The organism is Streptomyces sp. NPDC016677 (genome assembly GCF_055562815.1).
On the sequence record NZ_JBVHEO010000016.1, the window covers coordinates 86,154 to 106,663 of the forward strand.

Here is a 20,510-nt window from a genome sequence, read left to right on the forward strand (position 1 = left end):
TGCACGGGCCGGCTACGAGCAGCGCTTTCCGTCCGCCGGGGCGGTGCCCCGCAGGAGGTAGGTGTTGATCGTGGAGTCGACGCAGGTGCTGCCGCGGCCGTAGGCGGTGTGGCCGTCGCCGTCGTAGGTGAGGAGGCGGCCGGAGGAGAGCTGGGCGGCCAGGGACTGGGCCCAGCGGTAGGGGGTCGCCGGGTCCCGGGTGGTGCCGACCACCACGATGGGTGAGGCGCCGTCGGCGGTGATGCGGCGGGGCTCGCCCGAGGGCTGGACCGGCCAGTAGGCGCAGTTCAGGGAGGCCCAGGCGAGGCCCTCGCCGAAGACGGGGGACGCCTTCTCGAAGTCGGGGAGCGCGTCGCGGACCTCGTCGGGTGAGGAGAAGGCCGCCGGGAGGTCGAGGCAGTTCACGGCGGCGTTGGCGGACATGAGGTTGCTGTAGGTGCCGTCGGGATCGCGCTCGTAGTAGCTGTCGGACAGGGCCAGCAGGCCGGTGCCGTCGTTCTTCCGCATCGCCGCCGTCAGGGCCTCGCGCAGTTGCGGCCAGGCGCCCTCGTCGTACATGGCGGCGATGACGCCCGTGGTGGCCAGGGACTCGGTGAGTGCGCGGCCGTCGGCGTCGCCGGTGCGGACCGGCCGGGCGTCCAGCTTCCCGAAGAACGCCTTCAGGTTCTTGCCCACCTGGCCGGGCGTGGTGCCCTTGCCGCCGAGCGGGCAGCCTGACCGCCGTACGCAGTCCTCGGCGAAGGACCGGAACGCGGTGTCGAAGCCGGCCGTCTGCTCCCTGTTCAGCCGCCGCGCGGGAAGGGAGGGGTCCATCGCGCCGTCCAGCACCAGCCGGCCCACCCGGTCCGGGAACAGCCCCGCGTACGTCGCCCCGAGGAACGTTCCGTACGACGCGCCCACGTACGTCAGTTTCTCGTCGCCCAGCACCGCGCGCAGCAGGTCCATGTCGCGGGCCGTCTCGGCGGTCGAGACGTGCCGGAGCAGCTTGGGGGCGTCGGTGGCGCAGCCCTCGGCGAAGTTCTTGTAGGCGGCGACGAGCGCCTCGGCCTCCCGCTCGTCGTCCGGGGTGACGTCCGTCCGCGTGTACGCGTCCATCTTCCGGCCGTCGAGGCACTCCACGGGCTCGCTGCGGGCCACGCCCCTCGGGTCGACGGCCACCATGTCGTAGCGGGCGCGGACCTCCTCGGGGTAGCCGACGCCGGCGTACTGCTGGAGGTAGCCGACCGCCGAGCCGCCCGGTCCGCCCGGGTTCACCAGCAGCGATCCCAGCCGCTTTCCCGGGCCGGTGGCCTTCTTGCGGGCCACGGCGAGGCGGATGTCGCCGTCGGACGGGTGCGCGTAGTCGAGGGGCGCCTTCAGCGTGGCGCACTGGAAGCCGGGGACGCCGCAGTCGCGCCAGCTCAGTTTCTGCCCGTAGTACGGCGACAGGGCCGACGGCGTGGCCCGTGGCAGCGCGGCCGGCGACGCTTCCGAGGCCGAGCCGGCGGAGGTCGACGCGCCCGTCGAGGAACACGCGGCGGCGAACAGCGCGGCGGTGAGGAGTGCGAGACCGGTACGGGTTCTGCGGAGAGTGCGCCTTGTCTGCATCCGGCGAGCGTAACGCTCCGCGACGGCTTGGACGCCGTGCGTGCTCGATGTGCCACGGATGAGTTACCCGGCCACCTCGCCCGGTCTTCCCTCGGAACTCCCCCGGCCTTCCCCCGGCCCGCCCTGGCCTTCACCCGGTCTCCGGTGCCGCCGCTCAGCCCGATCTCAGTGCCATCGTCATCGCCTCCACGGCCAGCAGCGGTGCCACGTTGCGGTCCAGGGCCTCGCGGCAGGCGGCGATCGCCTCGATACGGCGGAGCGTGGCCTCCGGGGTGCCGGCGCGGGCCAGCCGCTCCAGGGCGTCCTCCGCGTCCGTGTTGGCGAGGGCGATCCGGGAGCCGAGCTGGAGGGCGAGGACGTCGCGGTAGAAGGCGGTGAGGTCGGTCAGGGCCAGATCGAGGCTGTCGCGCTGGGTGCGGGTCCTGCGCCGTTTCTGCTTGTCCTCCAGGTCCTTCATCACGCCTGCCGTGCCGCGCGGCATCCGGCCGCCCTGTGCCGCGCCCAGTGCCGCCTTCAGCTCCTCCGTCTCCTTGCCGTCCACCTCCTCGGCGAGCTGCTTGGCGTCCTCGCTCGCCGCGTCGACCAGTTCCTGGGCGGCCTTGAGCGCGCCGCCGACCTCCTCGACGCGCTGCGGCAGCTTCAGTACGGCGGCGCGGCGCGCGCGGGCGGCGGGGTCGGTGGCCAGCCGCCGGGCCCGGTCGACGTGGCCCTGGGTGGCGCGGGCCGCGGCGGCGGCGACGTCCGGTTCGACGCCCTCGCGGCGTACGAGCATGTCGGCGACGGCGGCGACGGAGGGCGTGCTCAGGTTCAGGTGGCGGCAGCGGGAGCGGATCGTGGGCAGGACGTCCTCGATCGAGGGGGCGCACAGGAGCCAGACCGTGCGAGGGGCAGGCTCCTCGACGGCCTTGAGGACGGCGTTGGCCGACTTCTCGTTCAGCCGCTCGGCGTCCTCGACGAGGATGATCTGCCAGCGGCCGTTCGCCGGCGAGGTGAACGACTTGCGGACGGTGTCCCGCATGTCCTCCACCAGGATCTGCGAGCCCACCGCGGCGACCGTGCTGACGTCCGCGTGCGTGCCGACGAGCGCGGTGTGGCAGCCGTCGCAGAACCCGCAGCCGGGGACGCCGCCGAGCGCGCGGTCGGGGCTCACGCACTGCAGCGCGGCGGCGAAGGCCCGCGCCGTCCGTGTCACTCCCGCGCCGGGCGGCCCGGTGAACAGCCAGGCGTGCGTCATCTTCGACGCCCCGGGCGGCGGGGTGTCGGCCGCGGCCGCCGTGACGAGGGCGTCGGCGTCCCGGGCGGCGGCGGTGAGCTGCTCGCTCACCCGCTCCTGCCCGACCAGGTCGTCCCATACGGTCATGGGTCACGCCGTCCTTCCACGCACTGTCCGTGCCACTGCCCACGCGTGCCGCGCACCGTCCGTGCGCGGCCGGGGTGCGCGTCCTGTGCACTGTCCGCGCGCCCTCTGTGCACTGCCCGTGCAGCGGCTGCCGCTGTCGTCCGCGTCGCCTTCCGCGCCGCGTCCCTCCATTGTGGAGGCGACCACTGACAACGGGCCGCCGGCGACCTGGCCGCCGCGGCCCGGCCAACCGACAGCCCGCGGCAACGCCGATGGCCCGGACGCCACCGGCTCGGGACGCCTCCGACCCCGGACGCCACCGGCTCGGGACATCACCGGTCCGGGACGTGACCGGCTCGGGACGTCACCGACCCGAACGCCTGCCGGTCAGTGACCCCGGCCGTCCCGGCCCCGGCGGCCTTCGTCGTCGCTGTCGTCCGCGCGCGGGCCGAGCAGTTCGTCCGCCAGTGTCGGCAGGTCGTCCAGCGGCGTCTCCTCGGCCCAGTCGGGCCGGGGCCTGCGCCGCGGGGCCTGCGGGACGCCGTCGGAATCGACCTGCGGCAGCTCCCGCGTACGGTCCGCGCCGTCGCTCGGTCCGCCCGGTCCGCCCCGCCCGTCCGAGCCGTCCTGCCCCGCGCTCCGCTCCTCGTCCCGGAAGTAGCCCGGCGGGACCCGGTCGGCCGGCGCGTCCTCGCGCACCTGGGGCAGCACGGCCGTCTCGTCGGCCGCACCGGGCGCCACCGACGGCAGCTCCGCCGTCACCTCGGCCTCGCCCGGCCGCACCGACGGAAGCACCGCCGTCTCCTCCGCCTCGCTCGGCGAAGCCTGCGAGGACTGCGAGGACTGCGAAGCCTGCGTGGACTGCGAAGCCTCCGGAACCGGCGGAACCGGCAGCTCAGCCGTCACCTCGGCCTCGGACACCCCGGACGACACCCCGGAGGGCCCGCCCGCGTCCTCGTCGTCCTTGAAGAGGCTGACGCGCTCCCCCCGCGCCCCGGCGGAGGACCGATCGGCGGACTCGTCCCGCACCGGCCGCAGTACCGCCGTCTCCTCCAGCGGGCCGCCGGAGGCGTTGGTCGGCGTGACCAGCGGCGTCGGTACGGTCATCGCGTCCGGGGGCGCCTGGCGCCGGGGGGCGTCCGCCGCGGGCGGGGCCGTGGGCCGCGGTCCGGTCGCCGCCGCTGCCGCCGCCTGCTCCGCCGCCCGGCGGGCCTCCTCGGCGCGCAGCAACGCCTCCTCGGCCCTGCGCTGCTTCTCCAGGCGCTTGGCCTCGGCCTCGGCCCGCAGCCGCGCCTCCTCCTCCGCCTGCTTGCGCAGCCGCTCCCGCTCGGCCTCGCGCCGGGCTTCCTCCTCGGCGCGTGCCTTCTCCTCCGCGAGGAGCCTCTGACGTTCCTCCTCGGCCCTGCGCCGTGCTTCCTCGGCCCGCTGCCGGGCCTCCTCCGCCTGCCGTTCGGCCTCGCGCCGCTGCGCCTCCTCCAGCTCGCGCCGCTTGCGCTCTTCCTCCTCCTTGCGCAGCCGCTCCAGCTCCGCCTGGCGCTCACGCTCAAGCCGCTCTTCCTCGGCCTTGCGCGCGGCTTCCTCCTCGGCCTTGCGCCGCGCCTCCTCCTCGGCCTTGCGGCGCGCTTCCTCCCGAGCCTTGATCTCGGCCTCGGACAGCGGCAGCACCCGGTCCAGCCGGTGCCGTACGACGGTGGTGACGGCCTCGGGCTCCTGGCCGGCGTCGACCACCAGGTACCGCCCGGGGTCGGCGGCGGCCAGGGTCAGGAAACCGGCCCGTACGCGCGCGTGGAACTCGGCGGGCTCCGACTCCAGCCGGTCGGGCGCCTCGGTGAACCGTTCGCGGGCGGCCTCCGGCGAGACGTCCAGCAGGACCGTCAGGTGCGGCACCAGCCCGTTGGTCGCCCAGCGGTTGATGCGGGCGATCTCGGTCGGGGACAGGTCGCGGCCCGCCCCCTGGTAGGCCACCGAGGAGTCGATGTACCGGTCGGAGATGACGACCGCGCCGCGCTCCAGCGCGGGCCGGACCACCGTGTCGACGTGCTCGGCGCGGTCGGCGGCGTACAGCAGCGCCTCCGCGCGGTGCGACAGTCCGGCGCTGGAGACGTCCAGCAGGATGGAGCGCAGCCGCTTGCCGACCGGCGTCGCGCCCGGCTCGCGGGTGAGGACGACCTCGTGGCCCTTGCCCCGGATCCACTCGGCGAGCGCCTCGGCCTGGGTGGACTTCCCGGCACCGTCCCCGCCCTCCAAGGCGATGAAGAAACCGTTCGACGCGGGCGCCTGCACCGGGTCGTCGCCGCCGAGCAGCGCGTCGCGCAGGTCGTGCCGCAGCGGCACCCCGGAGCGGTCGTCGACCTTGGCCAGCACCAGCGCCGCCACCGGCAGCAGCAGCGCGCCGACCAGCATCAGCGTGAACGCGGCGCCGCCGTGCGCGAAGACGAACTTCCCGTTCTCCAGCCGGTGCGGCCCGATGCCCGCGGCCACCAGCGGGGCGACCACGGCGGCGAGCGCCACGACGAACCGCACGCACGCGTGCAGGTGCTCGGTCGTCCGGGCCCGCCGGGCCTCCTCGGTCTCCTGGTCGAGCAGGGCGTGCCCCACGTTGGCGGCCACGCCCGCGCAGGCACCGGCCAGCGCCAGGAGCAGCAGCACGGTGGTGCCGTCCGGGACCAGCCCGGCCACTAGCAGGAGGACGCCCTCGACGGCGATCGCCAGGGCGAGCAGCCGCCGGCGGGACAGCGAGGGCAGCAGGGCGGGCGCCGTGCGGATGCCGACGACCACGCCGCCGGTCAGCAGGCCCACCGCCAGCCCGTACAGCACCGGCCCGCCGCCCAGGTCCTTGGCGTGCAGGACGGCCACGGCGACGGCGGCGGCCACCGCGCCGGCGACCGCGGCACAGGCCAGCACCAGCAGCGGCAGCACGCCGGTACGGCCCTGGTCGGCGCCCGTGCCGCTCTTCGGACGGCGCAGCCCCTCCAGCGGCGACCGCGCGCGCGGGGTGCGCGTGGCGGGCAGTTCCAGGAAGGCCACCACCGACACGGACGCGGCGAACAGTCCGGCCGCGACGTACGAGGCGAGGGCCGCCTGGTGCTCGGCGAACCAGCCGATCCCCGCGCCCAGGACGTTGTTGAGCAGCCCGGCGACGACCAGCGCCACCGCCGCGAGGGGCACCGACACGAAGCCGGTACGCAGCGACAGCCGACGCAGCGTGTCCATGTGGTCGGGCAGTGGACGTACCGTCGCGCCCTCCGGGGGCGGGGCCGGCAGCAGCGCGGGGGCCGCGCTCTCCCGGCACACCGTCCAGAACCGCTCGGCGACACCGACGACGAAGACGGTCGCCAGCAGGGCGGCGAGGGCGTCGTCCGGCGTCCAGTCGATCCACAGCGGTGCGACGATCAGCAGTGCCGCCCGCAGGCCGTCGGCCCCGACCATCGTCCAGCGGCGGTCCAGCGGACCGTCCTGCGAGGTGAGTGAGGTGAGCGGGCCGAGCAGTACGGCGCCGAAGAGCACGGTCGCCAGGATGCGCACCGCGAAAACGGTCGCCACTGCGAACGCCACGCCCCGGTAGCCGCCGCCGAACGAGCCCACGGAGATGGCCGCCTGAACGGACAGCAGGAGCAGGACCAGCAGGGCGAGCGTGTCGCCGACGCCGCTCACGAGATGGGCGCTCCACAAACGCCGCAACTGCGGCCGGCGCAACAGGGCACGGATGGCGCGCTCGCGGGAGTCCGCCACCAGCGCGTCGTCAGGGGCCGGGTGTGGGGCCGTGGGCTGCTCGGCTCGCGTCATGCGTTCAGCCTATCGGGAGCCGCCGACAACACCGCCTCCCCGCCCGAACGTACGCGCGCCCCGACACCGAATCGATGCCGGGGCGTTCGTTTCGCGAAGCGAGGCGTTCCCCGAGGGAGACGGAACCTCAGCCCTCGGCCCCCTTCGACGCGGTGGTCTTCTTCGCGGTCGACTTCTTCGCAGCGGTCTTCTTCGCCGCCGTGGTCGTCTTCTTCGCGGCCGTCGTCTTGGCAGCCGCCGTCTTCTTCGCAGCCGCCGTCTTCGTGGCCGGCTTCTTCGCCGGAGCCTTCTTGGCGGCCGACTTCTTCGCCGTCTTCTTGGCGGGCCCCTTGGCCCGCTTCTCGGCGAGCAGTTCGTAACCGCGCTCCGGGGTGATCTCCTCGACGCTGTCGCCGGAGCGCAGCGTCGCGTTGGTCTCCCCGTCGGTGACGTACGGTCCGAAGCGGCCGTCCTTGACCACGACCGGCTTCTCGCTGACCGGGTCGGTGCCCAGCTCCTTCAGCGGCGGCTTGGCCGCGGCCCGGCCGCGCTGCTTGGGCTGGGCGTAGATCGCCAGCGCCTCCTCCAGCGTAATCGTGAAGAGCTGCTCCTCGGAGGTGAGGGACCGCGAGTCCGTGCCCTTCTTCAGGTACGGGCCGTAGCGGCCGTTCTGCGCGGTGATCTCCACGCCCTCGGCGTCGGTGCCGACGACCCGCGGCAGCGACATCAGCTTCAGGGCGTCGTCCAGGGTCACCGTGTCCAGCGCCATCGACTTGAAGAGCGAGGCCGTGCGCGGCTTGACCGCGTTCTTGCCGGTCTTCGGGGTGCCCTCGGGGAGGACCTCAGTGACGTACGGGCCGTAGCGGCCGTCCTTGGCGACGATCGTGTGCCCGGTGGCCGGGTCGGTGCCCAGCTCGAAGTCGCCGCTGGGCTTGGCGAGCAGCTCCTCCGCCAGCTCGACGCTCAGCTCGTCGGGCGCCAGGTCCTCGGGGATGTCGGCGCGCTGGTGGTTCTCGGAGTCCTTCTCGCCGCGCTCGATGTACGGGCCGTAGCGGCCGACCCGCAGCACGATGTCGTTGCCGACGGGGAACGAGGAGACCTCGCGGGCGTCGATCGCGCCGAGGTCGGTCACCAGTTCCTTGAGGCCGCCGAGGTGGTCGCCGTCGCCGTTGCCGGCCTCGGCCGCGCCGCCGGCACCCGAGCCCTCACCGAAGTAGAACCGGCGCAGCCACGGCACGGCCTGTGCCTCGCCGCGGGCGATGGCGTCGAGGTCGTCCTCCATCTTGGCGGTGAAGTCGTAGTCGACGAGCCGCCCGAAGTGCTTCTCCAGGAGGTTGACCACCGCGAAGGAGAGGAAGGACGGGACGAGCGCCGTGCCCTTCTTGAAGACGTAGCCGCGGTCGAGGATCGTGCCGATGATCGACGCGTACGTCGACGGGCGGCCGATCTCGCGCTCCTCCAGCTCCTTGACCAGCGACGCCTCGGTGTAGCGGGCCGGGGGCTTGGTGGCATGGCCGTCGACCGTCAGCTCCTCGGCGGTGAGGGCGTCGCCCTCGCTCACCTGGGGCAGCCGGCGCTCGCGGTCGTCCAGCTCGGCGTTGGGGTCGTCGGCGCCCTCGACGTACGCCTTGAGGAAGCCGTGGAAGGTGATCGTCTTGCCCGACGCGCTGAACTCGACGTCCCGGCCGTCGGCCGCCGTGCCGCCGATCTTGACGGTGACGCTGTTGCCGGTGGCGTCCTTCATCTGGGAGGCGACGGTCCGCTTCCAGATCAGTTCGTACAGCTTGAACTGATCGCCGGTCAGTCCCGTCTCGGCAGGCGTGCGGAAGCGGTCGCCGGAGGGGCGGATCGCCTCGTGCGCCTCCTGGGCGTTCTTGACCTTGCCGGCGTACGTCCGCGGCTGCGCGGGCAGGTAGTCGGCGCCGTACAGCTGCGTGACCTGGGCGCGGGCGGCGGAGATCGCCGTGTCGCTCAGGGTCGTCGAGTCCGTACGCATGTAGGTGATGTAGCCGTTCTCGTACAGCTTCTGCGCGACCTGCATGGTGGCCTTCGCGCCGAAGCCGAGCTTGCGGCTCGCCTCCTGCTGGAGCGTCGTCGTACGGAACGGGGCGTACGGCGAGCGGCGGTACGGCTTGGACTCGACGGAGCGGACGGAGAAGGCGGTGCTCTCCAGGGCGGCGGCGAGCGCGCGGGCGTTCGCCTCGTCGAGGTGGAGGGTGTTCGCGCTCTTGAGCTGTCCCAGGGAGTCGAAATCGCGGCCCTGCGCGACCCGCTTCCCGTCGACGCTCTGCAGGCGGGCGACGAGGGAAGAGGGGTCGCTCGCGTCACCGGCCCGGCCCGTCCCGAACGTGCCGGTCAGATCCCAGTACTCGGCCGAACGGAAAGCGATCCGCTCGCGTTCCCGCTCGACGACGAGCCGGGTGGCGACGGACTGGACGCGGCCCGCCGACAGGCGCGGCATGACCTTCTTCCAGAGCACCGGCGAGACCTCGTAGCCGTAGAGGCGGTCGAGGATGCGGCGGGTCTCCTGGGCGTCGACCAGCTTCTGGTTGAGCTGGCGCGGGTTGGCGACGGCGTCCCGGATCGCGTCCTTGGTGATCTCGTGGAACACCATGCGCTTGACGGGGATCTTGGGCTTGAGGACTTCCTGGAGGTGCCAGGCGATGGCCTCGCCCTCGCGGTCCTCATCGGTGGCGAGGAAGAGCTCGTCGGAGTCCTTCAGCAGGTCCTTGAGCTTCTTGACCTGCGCCTTCTTGTCGGCGTTGACGACGTAGACGGGCTGGAAGTCGTGATCGACGTCCACCCCGAGGCGGCGGACCTCACCGGTGTACTTCTCCGGCACCTCGGCGGCGCCGTTGGGAAGGTCGCGGATGTGCCCGACGCTCGCTTCGACGACGTAGCCGGGGCCGAGGTAGCCCTTGATCGTCTTCGCCTTGGCAGGCGACTCGACGATGACGAGTCGGCGGCCGCCGTTTGCGGTCTCGCTGGTCGGGGACAACTTCGCTCTTCTCTCCGGTCGACGCTGGGGACTGCCCCAGGCGTGGGGTCCGGGGTCGGGTCCTGCTTCCTTGTTCGCTCGTGACGCTGCGGAGTGTGACGGTACCTCCCGCCCCCGTGTCAAACGGGAAAAGCCCGCAACGGCCACTCGAACGGTAACCCGACCGACCCGCTTCCTGCCGCCCGGAGTGCCCACGGGCTTCCCCGGGTGTATCCGGAGCGCGATCTTTCGGTTACGCCCCGGACGGCGTCCGGAACCTCCGGAATCCGCCACGCGGAACTCTCGCGGGGCGCCCCCCCCCCAGGCACCCCGCCGGACACCTGTCTGCCGCCCGTCAGCCGCCCGTCAGCCGCTCGTCAGCCACTCGTCAGCCACTCGCCGAACGCTGGTGAGGCGCTCGTCAGAGGCAGGCCGGGGGTGGGGCGGCAACGGGCCGGCGGCGCGTCGCAGGCCCGTGTCCGAGGTGCGCGTCGCACGTACGTCAAGCACGCCTCGTACGTCCGTCAGACGCGCGTCAGACACCAGGCCCCGACCGCCAGCGCGACCACGCCGGCGATGCTCGCGACGGTCGCCGATGCGACGGGGCTCACACCCTGGGCAACGGGGCGCCGGTAGCGGACCTGGGTCGCGGTCCACGCCAGCAGACCGCCTCCGAACAGGACGAACACCACGCCCACGAAGATCGCCGGTCCACGTTCCATGGCTCCCGTGCCCCTTGTTTTCCGTCCGCGAGTACCACGCCTCACGGAGGGTGACACGCGCGGGCGGCGGCCAGGCGAAGCCGAGGTGAACAAGGGGCCGACGGGACGCCTCACGGCCCCGTCGCCCGGACGGCGACATGGCCGATTGCCGACGGTGCGCACGGCTCGTCACGGCGCGTGCCGGTGCACGTGCCGAGGGCGCCCGCTCCGTGCGCGGACGGACGTCCGGGACCGCCCGCCGCCCGCCGACCTCCGCGGCAGCGGTCGCGGCCGGGGCCGGGCCGATCCGAGGTCCTGGACGGACGTCCGGGGCCGGGCCGATCCGAGGTCCTGAATGGACGTCCGGGGCCGCCCGCCGGCCCCCGCGACCGGGGCCGGTGCCGGAGTCCGCGACCGGGGCCGGTGCCGGGGCCGGTGCCGGGGCCGGAGTCCGTGGCCCGGGAGAGCCCTCACCCCACCGGTTCGAGGAACCCCTGCTCCACCAGCAGCCGGATCTGCGCGGGCGTACGGTCCCGGAGCAGCACCGGGTCCTCCCCCAGCAGCTGCGCGATCGCGTCCAGGATGCGGCCCGCGCTCATCGTGCCGTCGCAGACGCCGGCGAACCCGGCGGCGACCGTGTCGACGCGGGTGGCCCGGCGCATGCCGCGGTTCTGCCGCAGGACCACGTGCTCCGGGTCCTCGGCGCCGGGCAGCCCGACCTGCTCCTGGACGACCTCGCCGGCCAGCGTGAAGCACGCCTCCAGCAGGGCCGCGTCGTCATGGGTGCGCAGGTAGTCGAGCCGGTCGAAGTGGGCCCGGACCGTCTCGCCGAGCGGCTGCTCGACCGGGTGCGGCCATTCCTCGACGGTGACCGAGGGTTCGGCGGCGTCGCTGCGGCGCAGCGTGATCCAGCCGAAGCCGACGGCCCGGACCCCCCGCGCCTCGAACTCGTCCAGCCACGCGTCGTACCGCGCCTGGTACGCGGCCACGTCGTCCCGGTGGTCGCCCGCGTCCCGCAGCCACAGCTCGGCGTACTGCGTGATGTCCTGCACCTCGCGCTGCACGATCCAGGCGTCGCAGCCGCGCGGCACCCAGGAGCGGAGCCGGTCCGTCCATTCCTCCCCCTCCACGTGCTGCCAGTTGGCGAGGAACTGCGCGAACCCGCCGGCGGTCAGCCGTTCCCCCGCCTGCTGAACGAGCGTGCGGCACAGATCGTCCCCGCCCATGCCGCCGTCCCGGTACGTCAGCCGGGCGCCCGGCGAGATCACGAAGGGCGGGTTGGAGACGATCAGGTCGTACCGCTCGTCCTCCCGGACCGGCGCGAAGAGCGAACCCTCGCGCAGGTCGGCGCCGTGGACCCCGGAGAGGGCGAGGGTGAGGCCGGTGATGTGCAGGGCGCGCGGGTTGACGTCGGTCGCCGTCACGCGCGTGGCGTGCCGAGAGGCGTGCAGCGCCTGGATGCCGGAACCGGTGCCGAGGTCGAGGGCGGCGGCGACGGGCGTACGGACGGTGAGCCCGGCCAGCGTCGTGGAGGCGCCGCCGACGCCCAGGACGACGCCCTCGGCGCGGCTGCCGATGCCACCCGCGCCGCCGACCGCGCAGCCCAGGTCGGAGACGATGAACCAGTCCTCGCCGTCGGACCCGCCGTAGGGCCGTACGTCGACGGTGGCGGCCACCTCGTCGCCACCGGCCCGCACCAGCCAGCCGCTCTCCAGGCAGTCGTCGACGGGCAGGATCGCCGCCACGCGCGCGTACGGCACCGGCTGCTGGAGCAGGAACAGCCGCACGAGCAGTTCGAGCGGTGTGTCGCCGCGGGTGGCGCGCAGCGCGGGGACGGTCTCGCTCCGGGAGAGCGCCGCGTAGGCGGGGGCGCCGAGCAGCTCCAGCAGTCCGTCGGCGGTGTACGAGGCCCCGAGCAGCGCGTCCCGGAGCCGGGCGGTGACGTCGGGGCGGTCGGTTGCGGGCAGCGGGGAGAGGGCGTCGGCGTTACTCACGCCCCCATTGTGACCCTGATCGCGTCCGCCGCCCGTCCGCCGCTGAGCCTCAGCTCGTCGTCGCGGACGCCGACGCCGAGGCCGACTTGCAGCTGGCCTGCTGGGCCATCGCCTGGCCGACGTCGCCCTCCTCCAGCGCCTTGAGGGCGTCGTTGCCGCTCTCGCTGAGCTTGTTCAGCTCGGTGGCGATGTCCTTGAGCCCGTCGGCGAACTTCGCCTGGTCCTCGGTGTCCAGCTCCTCGACCTGCTTCTTCAGGGAGGCGTACGACGTCGACAGCTGGTTCAGCTCGGCGACCGCGGCCTTCTGCTTCTGCTCGCCGTCCTCGACGTCCGGCGCCCCGGCCTTCTGCACCGCCGTGCCCATCGCCTTGTAGGCGTCCGACATGTCCTGGAACGCCTGGGCGTCGGTCTTCTGCACGTCGGCCGGCTGGCTGCTGTCCGAGGTCTGCTTCTGGATCGCGGCGTTGGCGGCCTCGATCTTCTTCGCCTGCGGCTGTACGCCCTCGCAGACCTGCTGGGCCCAGGAGTTCAGCTTGTCGCCGCTGTCGTCGCCGCCGCATCCCGTCAGCGCCAGTACCAGTACCGCACCGCCGGACAGTGCGGCCGCGAGCTTCTTGTTCACCGGATTGGTCCCTTCCATGGCTCTCGGCCCCGGAACATACACGCCATCCGGGCGACAACCGCGTGACCAACATCCGATACGACCGCTATTGCAGCCATTTGAACCAAGCGAGAGAAGGCTCACGGGCGCTGCGCGGACGCGCTGGTGAGGGGCACGGACGCGCTGGTGAGGGGGCGCGCAAGCGCACTCCGCAAGCGGACGGCACGTCAATACGCGCCGTCCGCCCGCAACATGGCCGCCAGCGGCTCGGCCGCCCTACGAAACCGCCGCCCGGTCCGCCGCCTCGGGTTCCCGTCCGCTGTCGCCCCCGTCCCCCATCGCGATGCCGCGACGTTTGGAGACGACCACCGCGCCGGCGATGACCAGGAAGGCGACCGCCGCGATCAGCACCCGGACCGTGACGTTCTCGTCCGGACCGTAGGAGAACTTGATCACTGCCGGCGCGATGAGCAGCGCCACCAGGTTCATGACCTTCAGCAGCGGGTTGATGGCCGGTCCGGCGGTGTCTTTGAAGGGGTCGCCGACCGTGTCGCCGATGACGGTGGCGGCGTGCGCCTCGCTGCCCTTGCCGCCGTGGTGGCCGTCCTCGACCAGTTTCTTGGCGTTGTCCCAGGCGCCGCCGGAGTTGGCGAGGAACACCGCCATCAGGGTGCCCGCGCCGATCGCTCCCGCCAGGAAGGCGCCCAGGGCGCCGACGCCCAGGGTGAAGCCGATGAAGAGGGGCGCCATCACGGCGAGCAGCCCGGGCGTGGCGAGTTCGCGCAGGGCGTCCCGGGTGCAGATGTCGACGACCTTGCCGTACTCGGGCGTCTCCGTGTGGTCCATGATCCCGGGCCGCTCCCGGAACTGCCGCCGCACCTCGAACACCACCGCCCCCGCCGACCGCGACACCGCGTTGATCGCCAGTCCGGAGAAGAGGAAGACGACCGCCGCGCCCGCGATCAGCCCGACGAGGTTGTTGGGCTGGGAGATGTCCATCATCAGGCTCATCGGCGCGCCCGCCCCGCTGAGCCGCTCGCCGACGTCCCGCGCGCCGGTGGTGATGGCGTCGCGGTACGACCCGAAGAGCGCCGCCGCCGCCAGGACGGCCGTGGCGATGGCGATGCCCTTGGTGATGGCCTTGGTGGTGTTGCCGACCGCGTCCAGGTCGGTGAGCACCTGCGCGCCCTCGCCCTCGACGTCGCCGGACATCTCGGCGATGCCCTGCGCGTTGTCGGAGACGGGTCCGAAGGTGTCCATGGCGACGATCACGCCGACCGTGGTGAGCAGACCGGTGCCGGCCAGCGCCACCGCGAACAGCGCCAGCATGATCGACGTACCGCCGAGCAGGAAGGCCCCGTAGACGCCGAGGCCGATCAACAGGGCGGTGTAGACGGCCGATTCCAGGCCGATGGAGATGCCGGCCAGGACGACGGTGGCCGGGCCGGTCAGCGAACTCTTGCCGATGTCCCTGACGGGGCGTCGGGTGGTCTCGGTGAAGTAGCCGGTGAGTTGCTGGATCAGCGCGGCCAGCACGATGCCGATCGCCACGGCGACGAGCGCGAGGACGCGCGGGTCGCCGCTCCTGCCCGCGATCGCCGCGTCGGTGACGCCGTCCAGCTCGGAGTACTTCCCCGGGAGGTAGAGGAAGACGGCCACCGCGACCAGGACGAGCGAGATCACCGCGGAGACGAAGAAGCCCCGGTTGATCGCGCTCATCCCGCCGCGGTCGGCCCGCCTCGGCGCCACCGCGAAGATGCCGATCATGGCGGTGACCACCCCGATCGCCGGGACGAGCAGCGGGAACGCCAGCCCGGCGTCCCCGAAGGCCACCTTGCCGAGGATCAGCGCGGCGACCAGGGTCACGGCGTAGGACTCGAAGAGGTCGGCGGCCATGCCCGCGCAGTCGCCGACGTTGTCGCCCACGTTGTCGGCGATGGTCGCCGCGTTGCGCGGATCGTCCTCCGGGATGCCCTGCTCGACCTTGCCGACCAGGTCGGCGCCGACGTCGGCGGCCTTGGTGAAGATGCCGCCGCCCACCCTCATGAACATCGCGATCAGTGCCGCGCCGAGCCCGAAGCCCTCCAGGACCTTCGGCGCGTCGGCCGCGTACACCAGTACGACGCAGGAGGCGCCCAGCAGGCCGAGCCCCACCGTGAACATGCCGACGACGCCGCCCGTGCGAAATGCGATCTTCATCGCTTTGTGCGAGACGAGGGTGAGATCCTTTCCCGGTTCACCCGGCCCCGGTGTCGCCTCCCGGGCCGCCGCGGCGACGCGCACATTGCTGCGCACGGCGAGCCACATGCCGATATATCCGGTGGCCGCCGAGAACGCCGCGCCGATCAGAAAGAAGATCGAACGTCCGGCCCGCTGATTCCAGTCGTCCGCGGGCAGCAGCATGAGCAGGAAGAACACCACTACGGCGAATACGCCGAGGGTGCGCAACTGCCGGGCCAGATAGGCGTTGGCGCCTTCCTGGACGGCGGCCGCGATCTTCTTCATGCTGTCGGTTCCCTCGCCGGCCGCGAGCACCTGACGCACCAGGACGCCCGCGACCACCAGCGCCGCCAGGGCCACGACGGCGATGACGGCGACGAGCAGGCGGTTGCCGTCGGTCAGTTCCGCGGCCAACCGCTGTGCGGTGGAAAGCTCCGCCATTCGTCCTCCTTGACGCTTGGGCTGAGCTCAAGATGTGGACGGATCTAGATACCTGCTGGATACCGGAACCGGTTCTCAATAGAGCATGACAAAACTATTCGACCCGTCAAGCCGAAAGAGTGATGGGTAACGCCTTTGACGCATTGACCGGACCGGACCGGACGGAGATCAATGGACGCGGTCCAGCTTTACATAATGGGACTGCCCGTAAAGGAATTCACTCGGCTCCGCACGGAACCACTGTAGGCGCGTGCCCAGGCTTCCGCACATGGCAAAGGGCCCTACGTGGTAGGGCCCTTCGGGTTCGATGGGCGTTCAGTGAGCGCCCGGTGAGCTCGGGGGTTGTCAGACCAGGGGCGGCAGGAGGGGAGGCGGGGTGGTGGGCCAGGTCATGCGGATCAGTCCGCCGTCCAGGCCGGCCTTGACCTCCACGTCGTCGACGAGCCCGCTGATGACGGCGAGGCCCATCTCGTCCTCCTCGGCCTCCGGGTCGTCGTCGGCGACGCCGGGCACACCGCCGCCGGGCGTGTGCGGCGCCTCGTCGCCGACCTCGATGGAGAACTGTTTCTCCTCCTCGATCAGCGACACCTTCACGGGCGCCGTGATGCCACCGTTCTGGTGCAGTCCCACGGCCCGGCTGCAGGCCTCGCCGACGGCGAGCCTGACCTCGTCGAGAACGGCCTCGTCCACTCCGGCCCTGCGTGCCACCGCGGCCGCCACCAGCCGGGCGGTCCGGACGTGCTCGGGCAGCGCGCTGAAGCGGAGTTCAACGGTGGCCATGCATCCCCCTCGGAACTACGGGCGTGCTGTCGAGGGACCGGGCCGCCGAAAGCCCGGCCCCCTGCTGTGACTGCGCGCCGTCCCGGACCCGGGGGCCCGGGACGGCGGTCGTCCTCAGTCGGTGGCCGCTACCGCTTCCTCGACCGAGGTGTGGATCGGGAACACCTTGGTGAGGCCGGTGATGCGGAAAATCTTCAGAATGCGCTCCTGGTTGCAGACCAGGCGCAGCGAGCCCTCGTGGGCACGCACCCGCTTCAGGCCGCCGACCAGCACGCCGAGCCCGGTGGAGTCGAGGAAGTCCACGCCCTCCATGTCGACGACAAGGTGGAAACTGCCGTCATTCACCAGCTCGACCAGCTGCTCGCGCAGCTTGGGCGCGGTATACACGTCGATTTCGCCACCGACCCTGACGATCGTGCGATCGCCCATGGTCTCGGTCGACAGGGACAGGTCCACGGATCCTCCAGCACCTTGCTATCGAGCGGTCGCCCCTCGGGGTTACCTCGGCTTGGAGCCCCCGGGACGGTTCGCCAGCCGCGATGGCATTCAATCACTTACCGGCAGGCGTACACGACGCCTTGGTCCCATTGTCCGTCACGCCAGTGACAGACTCGGTGCCGATGGCCAAGAATCACCGTTCCGATGGACTCCCGACGGACCCCGTTCCCCGGCTGGATCCGGGCGCGGTCCTGGACCGGCTCGCCGCGGGGCGGAGCCGGGCTTCGCGCATCACTCATACGGAGCACTTGCCCCCGCGCGCGGGACGCCATGCCCTCTGGCCGGACCGGATTCGCCCCGAAGTGCTCGCCGCGGTGCGGGCAGCGGGTATCGAACACCCCTGGGCCCACCAGGCCCGAGTGGTCGAGCACGCCCTCGACGGCGACTCGGTGGTCGTCGCCACGGGCACCGCCTCCGGCAAGTCCCTGGCCTATCTGGTGCCGGTCCTGTCGGCCCTCCTGGACGGCTCAGAAGCACCGAACGGCCGGGGCGCCACCGCCCTCTACCTGGCCCCGACGAAGGCTCTGGCCGCGGACCAGTGCCGGTCGGTGAAGGAACTTTCACAACCTCTCGGGACCGCGGTGCGCGCCGCCGTCCACGACGGCGACACCGCGTTCGAGGAACGCGAATGGATTCGTCAGTACGCCACCTTCGTCCTCACCAATCCGGACATGCTGCACCGCGGCATCCTGCCCGCCCACCCTCGCTGGTCCTCCTTCCTCAAGGCGCTGAAGTACGTCGTCATCGACGAATGCCACACCTACCGCGGCGTGTTCGGCTCGCACGTCGCCCAGGTCCTGCGCCGGCTGCGCAGGCTCTGCGCCCGCTACGGCTCCTCCCCCGTCTTCCTGCTGGCCTCCGCCACCGCCGCCGAGCCCGCGACGGCCGCCCGCCGGCTCACCGGCCTGCCGGTGGTGGAGGTCGCGGACGACGCCTCACCCCGTGGCGAACTGGTGTTCGCCCTCTGGGAACCGCCGTTGACCGAACTGGAGGGCGAGAAGGGCGCACCCGTCCGCCGCACCGCCACCGCCGAGGCCGCCGACCTGCTCACCGACCTCACCGTGCAGGGCATGCGCTCCATCGCCTTCGTCCGCTCCCGGCGCGGCGCCGAACTGATCTCCGTCATCGCCCAGGAACGCCTCGCCGAGGTGGACCGGTCGCTGACCCGGCGGGTCGCGGCGTACCGCGGCGGCTATCTGCCCGAGGAACGCCGCGCCCTCGAACGCGCCCTGCACTCCGGTGAACTCCTCGGGCTCGCGGCGACCAACGCCCTGGAACTCGGCGTCGACATCTCCGGCCTGGACGCCGTGGTGATCGCCGGCTATCCGGGCACCCGCGCCTCGCTGTGGCAGCAGGCGGGGCGGGCGGGGCGGTCCGGGCAGGGGGCGCTGGCCGTCCTGGTCGCCCGCGACGACCCGCTGGACACCTTCCTCGTCCACCACCCCGAGGCCCTCTTCGACCAGCCCGTGGAGTCCACCGTCCTCGACCCCGACAACCCGTACGTACTCGCCCCGCACCTGTGCGCGGCGGCGGCCGAGCTGCCGCTGACGGAGGAGGACCTGGAGCTGTTCGGCCCGGCGTGCGAGGAGCTGCTGCCGCAGCTGGAGGCCGCGAAGCTGCTCCGGCGCCGCACCCGGGCCTGGCACTGGACGCGCCGCGAACGGGCCGCCGACCTCACCGACATCCGCGGCGAGGGCGGCCGCCCGGTCCAGGTCGTCGAGGAGGGCACGGGCCGGCTCCTCGGCACGGTCGACGCCGGCGCCGCCCACACCACGGTCCACGAGGGCGCGGTCCATCTGCACCAGGGGCGCACGTATCTGGTCCGGTCGCTCGACCTGGACGACTCGGTCGCCCTGGTCGAACAGGCCAGTCCGCCGTACTCCACGGTGGCCCGTGACACCACCGCCATCTCCGTCCTGGAGACCGACATCGAGGTCCCCTGGGGCGACGGCCGCCTGTGCTACGGCTCCGTCGAGGTCACCAACCAAGTGGTCTCCTTCCTGCGCCGCCGGCTGATCACCGGCGAAGTCCTCGGCGAGACGAAACTCGACCTGCCTCCCCGTACGCTGCGCACCCGAGCCGTGTGGTGGACGGTCACCGAGGACCAGCTCGACGCCGCCCGGATCAACCCGGAGATCCTCGGCGGCGCCCTGCACGCCGCCGAACACGCGTCGATCGGCATGCTGCCCCTCTTCGCGACCTGCGACCGCTGGGACATCGGCGGCGTGTCCATCCCCCTGCACCCCGACACGCTCCTCCCCACGGTCTTCGTCTACGACGGTCATCCCGGCGGCGCGGGCTTCGCGGAGCGCGCCTTCCACACGGCCCGCGCGTGGCTCACCGCGACCCGCGAGGCCATCGCCTCCTGCGAGTGCGACGCCGGCTGCCCGTCCTGCATCCAGTCCCCCAAGTGCGGCAACGGCAACGACCCGCTGCACAAGAGGGGCGCGGTACGGCTGCTCACGGTGCTGCTGCGGGGGGCTCCGGGGGAGGCGGGGGCGCCGGTACGGGAGCAGGAGGCTCCGGGCGAGGCGGGGGAGCCGCCGGGGGAAGTGCCGTCGCCGGGCCCGCACGGGCCCTGACCTGCGCCGCGAACGGCCCCCGCCCCGACGCGGCCGTCACGTCCGACACCTGCCCGGTGAGCACGCACCGCACGATCCGCGTGCCCTGCGCCCGGGCCACCCGGTCCGCACTGGAGCACGCCCCGGCACCGCCCCGCGCCCAGTGGTCCGCGGCCGCGAGTGCCGCGAGGTCGGCACCGCCGGCCGCCCGGTGCCGGGCCACCACGGCCTGCCCCAGGGCCAGGACGACGCCGAAGACCACGCACAGCACCGCGATGACACCGACGCTCCAGACGGTGGCGGAGCCGCGGTCGGAGTGCCGGTCGGAGCACCGGCCGGAGTGCCCGCAGGAGTACCGGCCGCGGGCCGGGAACCGCTGGGACCGCCGGAACCGCCCAGGCGCCCCTCGACAGCCCCCGCCGCCGCCCCTCACGGCGCCGCCTCCACCGTCCGCTCCACCGAGGCCACGGCCTCCTCCCGTACCTCGAACGGCAGCCCGCTCAGCACCGGTGGCCTCGCCACCACGACCACCCGGACCTGTTCCGCCTCCCGGCCGACCGTGACCTCCGCGCCGTCCGGAGCCGCCGCCCGGGTGACCTCGACGACCGCCTCGGCGGGATCCTGCCGGGCCGCGGCGCGGGCCCCGGTGCGGGCCGCGTCCACACACTGGATCTGCGCGGCCACCACCAGCAGCGCCCACACCAACGCCATGGCGAACATGACCAGCACCGGGAGCGCCACGGCAGTCTCGGCGGTCACGAACCCCCCGTCGGCCCTGCGGCCCGCGCCCCTCTCACATCCGCGCATCGAGCGCCTGCTTGACGATGCGTTCCAGCTCACCGCTGACCGTTCCGCTGGTCACCACCTTGTAGAGGACCACCGCGAACGCCACCGCCGCCACGATGCCCATCGCGTACTCCGACGTGACCATTCCCGCGTCCCGCCGCGCGGCTCCGCCCGTCCAGCGCACCGCACGCACCCTGCACACCAGGGCACGCAACCGCGCCCGAACCATTCGACCCATCTCGACCCCCGTGGGATTCACT

13 protein-coding genes and 1 pseudogene are annotated in these 20,510 nt (G+C 72.8%); 1 reads left to right on the top strand and 13 read right to left on the bottom strand.

Annotated features, from left to right (window positions below; all coding sequences use genetic code 11):
- Positions 1-12 precede the first annotated feature (12 nt).
- The 10 genes from ACZ3IG_RS30315 to bldG all read right to left on the bottom strand — a co-directional run bounded on the left by ACZ3IG_RS30315 (position 13) and on the right by bldG (position 16,861).
- Complete coding sequence (locus ACZ3IG_RS30315; protein WP_467436043.1) at positions 13-1,587, bottom strand: alpha/beta hydrolase; 1,575 nt, start codon at positions 1,585-1,587, stop codon at positions 13-15.
- Between the two features lie 154 nt (positions 1,588-1,741).
- Positions 1,742-2,947, bottom strand: coding sequence for a DNA polymerase III subunit delta' (locus ACZ3IG_RS30320; protein ID WP_467436045.1), 1,206 nt, complete (start codon positions 2,945-2,947; stop codon positions 1,742-1,744).
- A 366-nt stretch (positions 2,948-3,313) separates the two neighbouring features.
- Positions 3,314-6,712, bottom strand: coding sequence for a dTMP kinase (gene tmk, locus ACZ3IG_RS30325; RefSeq protein ID WP_467436046.1), 3,399 nt, complete (start codon positions 6,710-6,712; stop codon positions 3,314-3,316).
- 127 nt (positions 6,713-6,839) lie between these two features.
- Complete coding sequence (topA, locus tag ACZ3IG_RS30330; RefSeq protein ID WP_467436047.1) at positions 6,840-9,689, bottom strand: type I DNA topoisomerase; 2,850 nt, start codon at positions 9,687-9,689, stop codon at positions 6,840-6,842.
- Between the two features lie 503 nt (positions 9,690-10,192).
- Positions 10,193-10,390 carry a hypothetical protein gene (locus ACZ3IG_RS30335; RefSeq protein WP_467436049.1) on the bottom strand — a complete coding sequence of 66 codons (198 nt, stop codon included), beginning with the start codon at positions 10,388-10,390 and terminating at the stop codon, positions 10,193-10,195.
- A gap of 449 nt (positions 10,391-10,839) precedes the next feature.
- The gene (locus ACZ3IG_RS30340; protein ID WP_467436050.1) at positions 10,840-12,363 is read right to left on the bottom strand and encodes a DUF7059 domain-containing protein; all 1,524 of its coding nucleotides are present in this window, start codon (positions 12,361-12,363) and stop codon (positions 10,840-10,842) included.
- A gap of 49 nt (positions 12,364-12,412) precedes the next feature.
- Positions 12,413-13,003 (bottom strand): small secreted protein, encoded by a 591-nt coding sequence (locus tag ACZ3IG_RS30345; protein ID WP_467436051.1) that lies wholly within the window; start codon positions 13,001-13,003, stop codon positions 12,413-12,415.
- 237 nt (positions 13,004-13,240) lie between these two features.
- A complete protein-coding gene (locus ACZ3IG_RS30350; RefSeq protein WP_467436053.1) occupies positions 13,241-15,625 on the bottom strand; it encodes a sodium-translocating pyrophosphatase in 2,385 nt (794 codons plus the stop codon).
- Between the two features lie 345 nt (positions 15,626-15,970).
- Positions 15,971-16,405 (bottom strand): ATP-binding protein, encoded by a 435-nt coding sequence (locus tag ACZ3IG_RS30355; protein WP_467436054.1) that lies wholly within the window; start codon positions 16,403-16,405, stop codon positions 15,971-15,973.
- A gap of 114 nt (positions 16,406-16,519) precedes the next feature.
- Complete coding sequence (bldG, locus tag ACZ3IG_RS30360) at positions 16,520-16,861, bottom strand: anti-sigma factor antagonist BldG (protein ID WP_003991900.1); 342 nt, start codon at positions 16,859-16,861, stop codon at positions 16,520-16,522.
- Between the two features lie 83 nt (positions 16,862-16,944).
- Here bldG and ACZ3IG_RS30365 point away from each other — a divergent pair, with 83 nt between their 5' ends.
- Positions 16,945-19,485: a DEAD/DEAH box helicase gene (locus tag ACZ3IG_RS30365; protein WP_467436055.1), complete on the top strand. Its 2,541-nt coding sequence runs from the start codon at positions 16,945-16,947 to the stop codon at positions 19,483-19,485.
- Here ACZ3IG_RS30365 and ACZ3IG_RS30370 read toward each other — a convergent pair.
- The 3 genes and pseudogenes from ACZ3IG_RS30370 to ACZ3IG_RS30380 form a co-directional block, all read right to left on the bottom strand.
- A pseudogene (locus tag ACZ3IG_RS30370) lies at positions 19,433-19,897 on the bottom strand (Rv3654c family TadE-like protein); the annotation flags it as partial. The gene ACZ3IG_RS30365 and the pseudogene ACZ3IG_RS30370 sit on opposite strands and share 53 nt — an antisense overlap.
- Positions 19,894-20,271 carry a TadE family type IV pilus minor pilin gene (locus ACZ3IG_RS30375; protein ID WP_467436056.1) on the bottom strand — a complete coding sequence of 126 codons (378 nt, stop codon included), beginning with the start codon at positions 20,269-20,271 and terminating at the stop codon, positions 19,894-19,896. The pseudogene ACZ3IG_RS30370 and the gene ACZ3IG_RS30375, both read right to left, overlap by 4 nt.
- Positions 20,258-20,488, bottom strand: a complete 231-nt coding sequence (locus tag ACZ3IG_RS30380; RefSeq protein WP_467436057.1) for a DUF4244 domain-containing protein — start codon at positions 20,486-20,488, stop codon at positions 20,258-20,260. The genes ACZ3IG_RS30375 and ACZ3IG_RS30380 overlap by 14 nt, the downstream gene beginning before the upstream one ends.
- Positions 20,489-20,510 lie beyond the last annotated feature (22 nt).

What these genes read in the sequence shown, in the direction of transcription:
- ACZ3IG_RS30315 (WP_467436043.1), bottom strand. Translation starts at nt 1,587, where the DNA reads ATGCAGACAAGGCGCACTCTCCGCAGAACCCGTACCGGTCTCGCACTC.
- ACZ3IG_RS30320 (WP_467436045.1), bottom strand. Translation starts at nt 2,947, where the DNA reads ATGACCGTATGGGACGACCTGGTCGGGCAGGAGCGGGTGAGCGAGCAG.
- tmk (WP_467436046.1), bottom strand. Translation starts at nt 6,712, where the DNA reads ATGACGCGAGCCGAGCAGCCCACGGCCCCACACCCGGCCCCTGACGAC.
- ACZ3IG_RS30335 (WP_467436049.1), bottom strand. Translation starts at nt 10,390, where the DNA reads ATGGAACGTGGACCGGCGATCTTCGTGGGCGTGGTGTTCGTCCTGTTC.
- ACZ3IG_RS30345 (WP_467436051.1), bottom strand. Translation starts at nt 13,003, where the DNA reads ATGGAAGGGACCAATCCGGTGAACAAGAAGCTCGCGGCCGCACTGTCC.
- ACZ3IG_RS30350 (WP_467436053.1), bottom strand. Translation starts at nt 15,625, where the DNA reads ATGGCGGAGCTTTCCACCGCACAGCGGTTGGCCGCGGAACTGACCGAC.
- ACZ3IG_RS30355 (WP_467436054.1), bottom strand. Translation starts at nt 16,405, where the DNA reads ATGGCCACCGTTGAACTCCGCTTCAGCGCGCTGCCCGAGCACGTCCGG.
- ACZ3IG_RS30365 (WP_467436055.1), top strand. Translation starts at nt 16,945, where the DNA reads ATGGCATTCAATCACTTACCGGCAGGCGTACACGACGCCTTGGTCCCA.
- ACZ3IG_RS30375 (WP_467436056.1), bottom strand. Translation starts at nt 20,271, where the DNA reads ATGCGCGGATGTGAGAGGGGCGCGGGCCGCAGGGCCGACGGGGGGTTC.
- ACZ3IG_RS30380 (WP_467436057.1), bottom strand. Translation starts at nt 20,488, where the DNA reads ATGGGTCGAATGGTTCGGGCGCGGTTGCGTGCCCTGGTGTGCAGGGTG.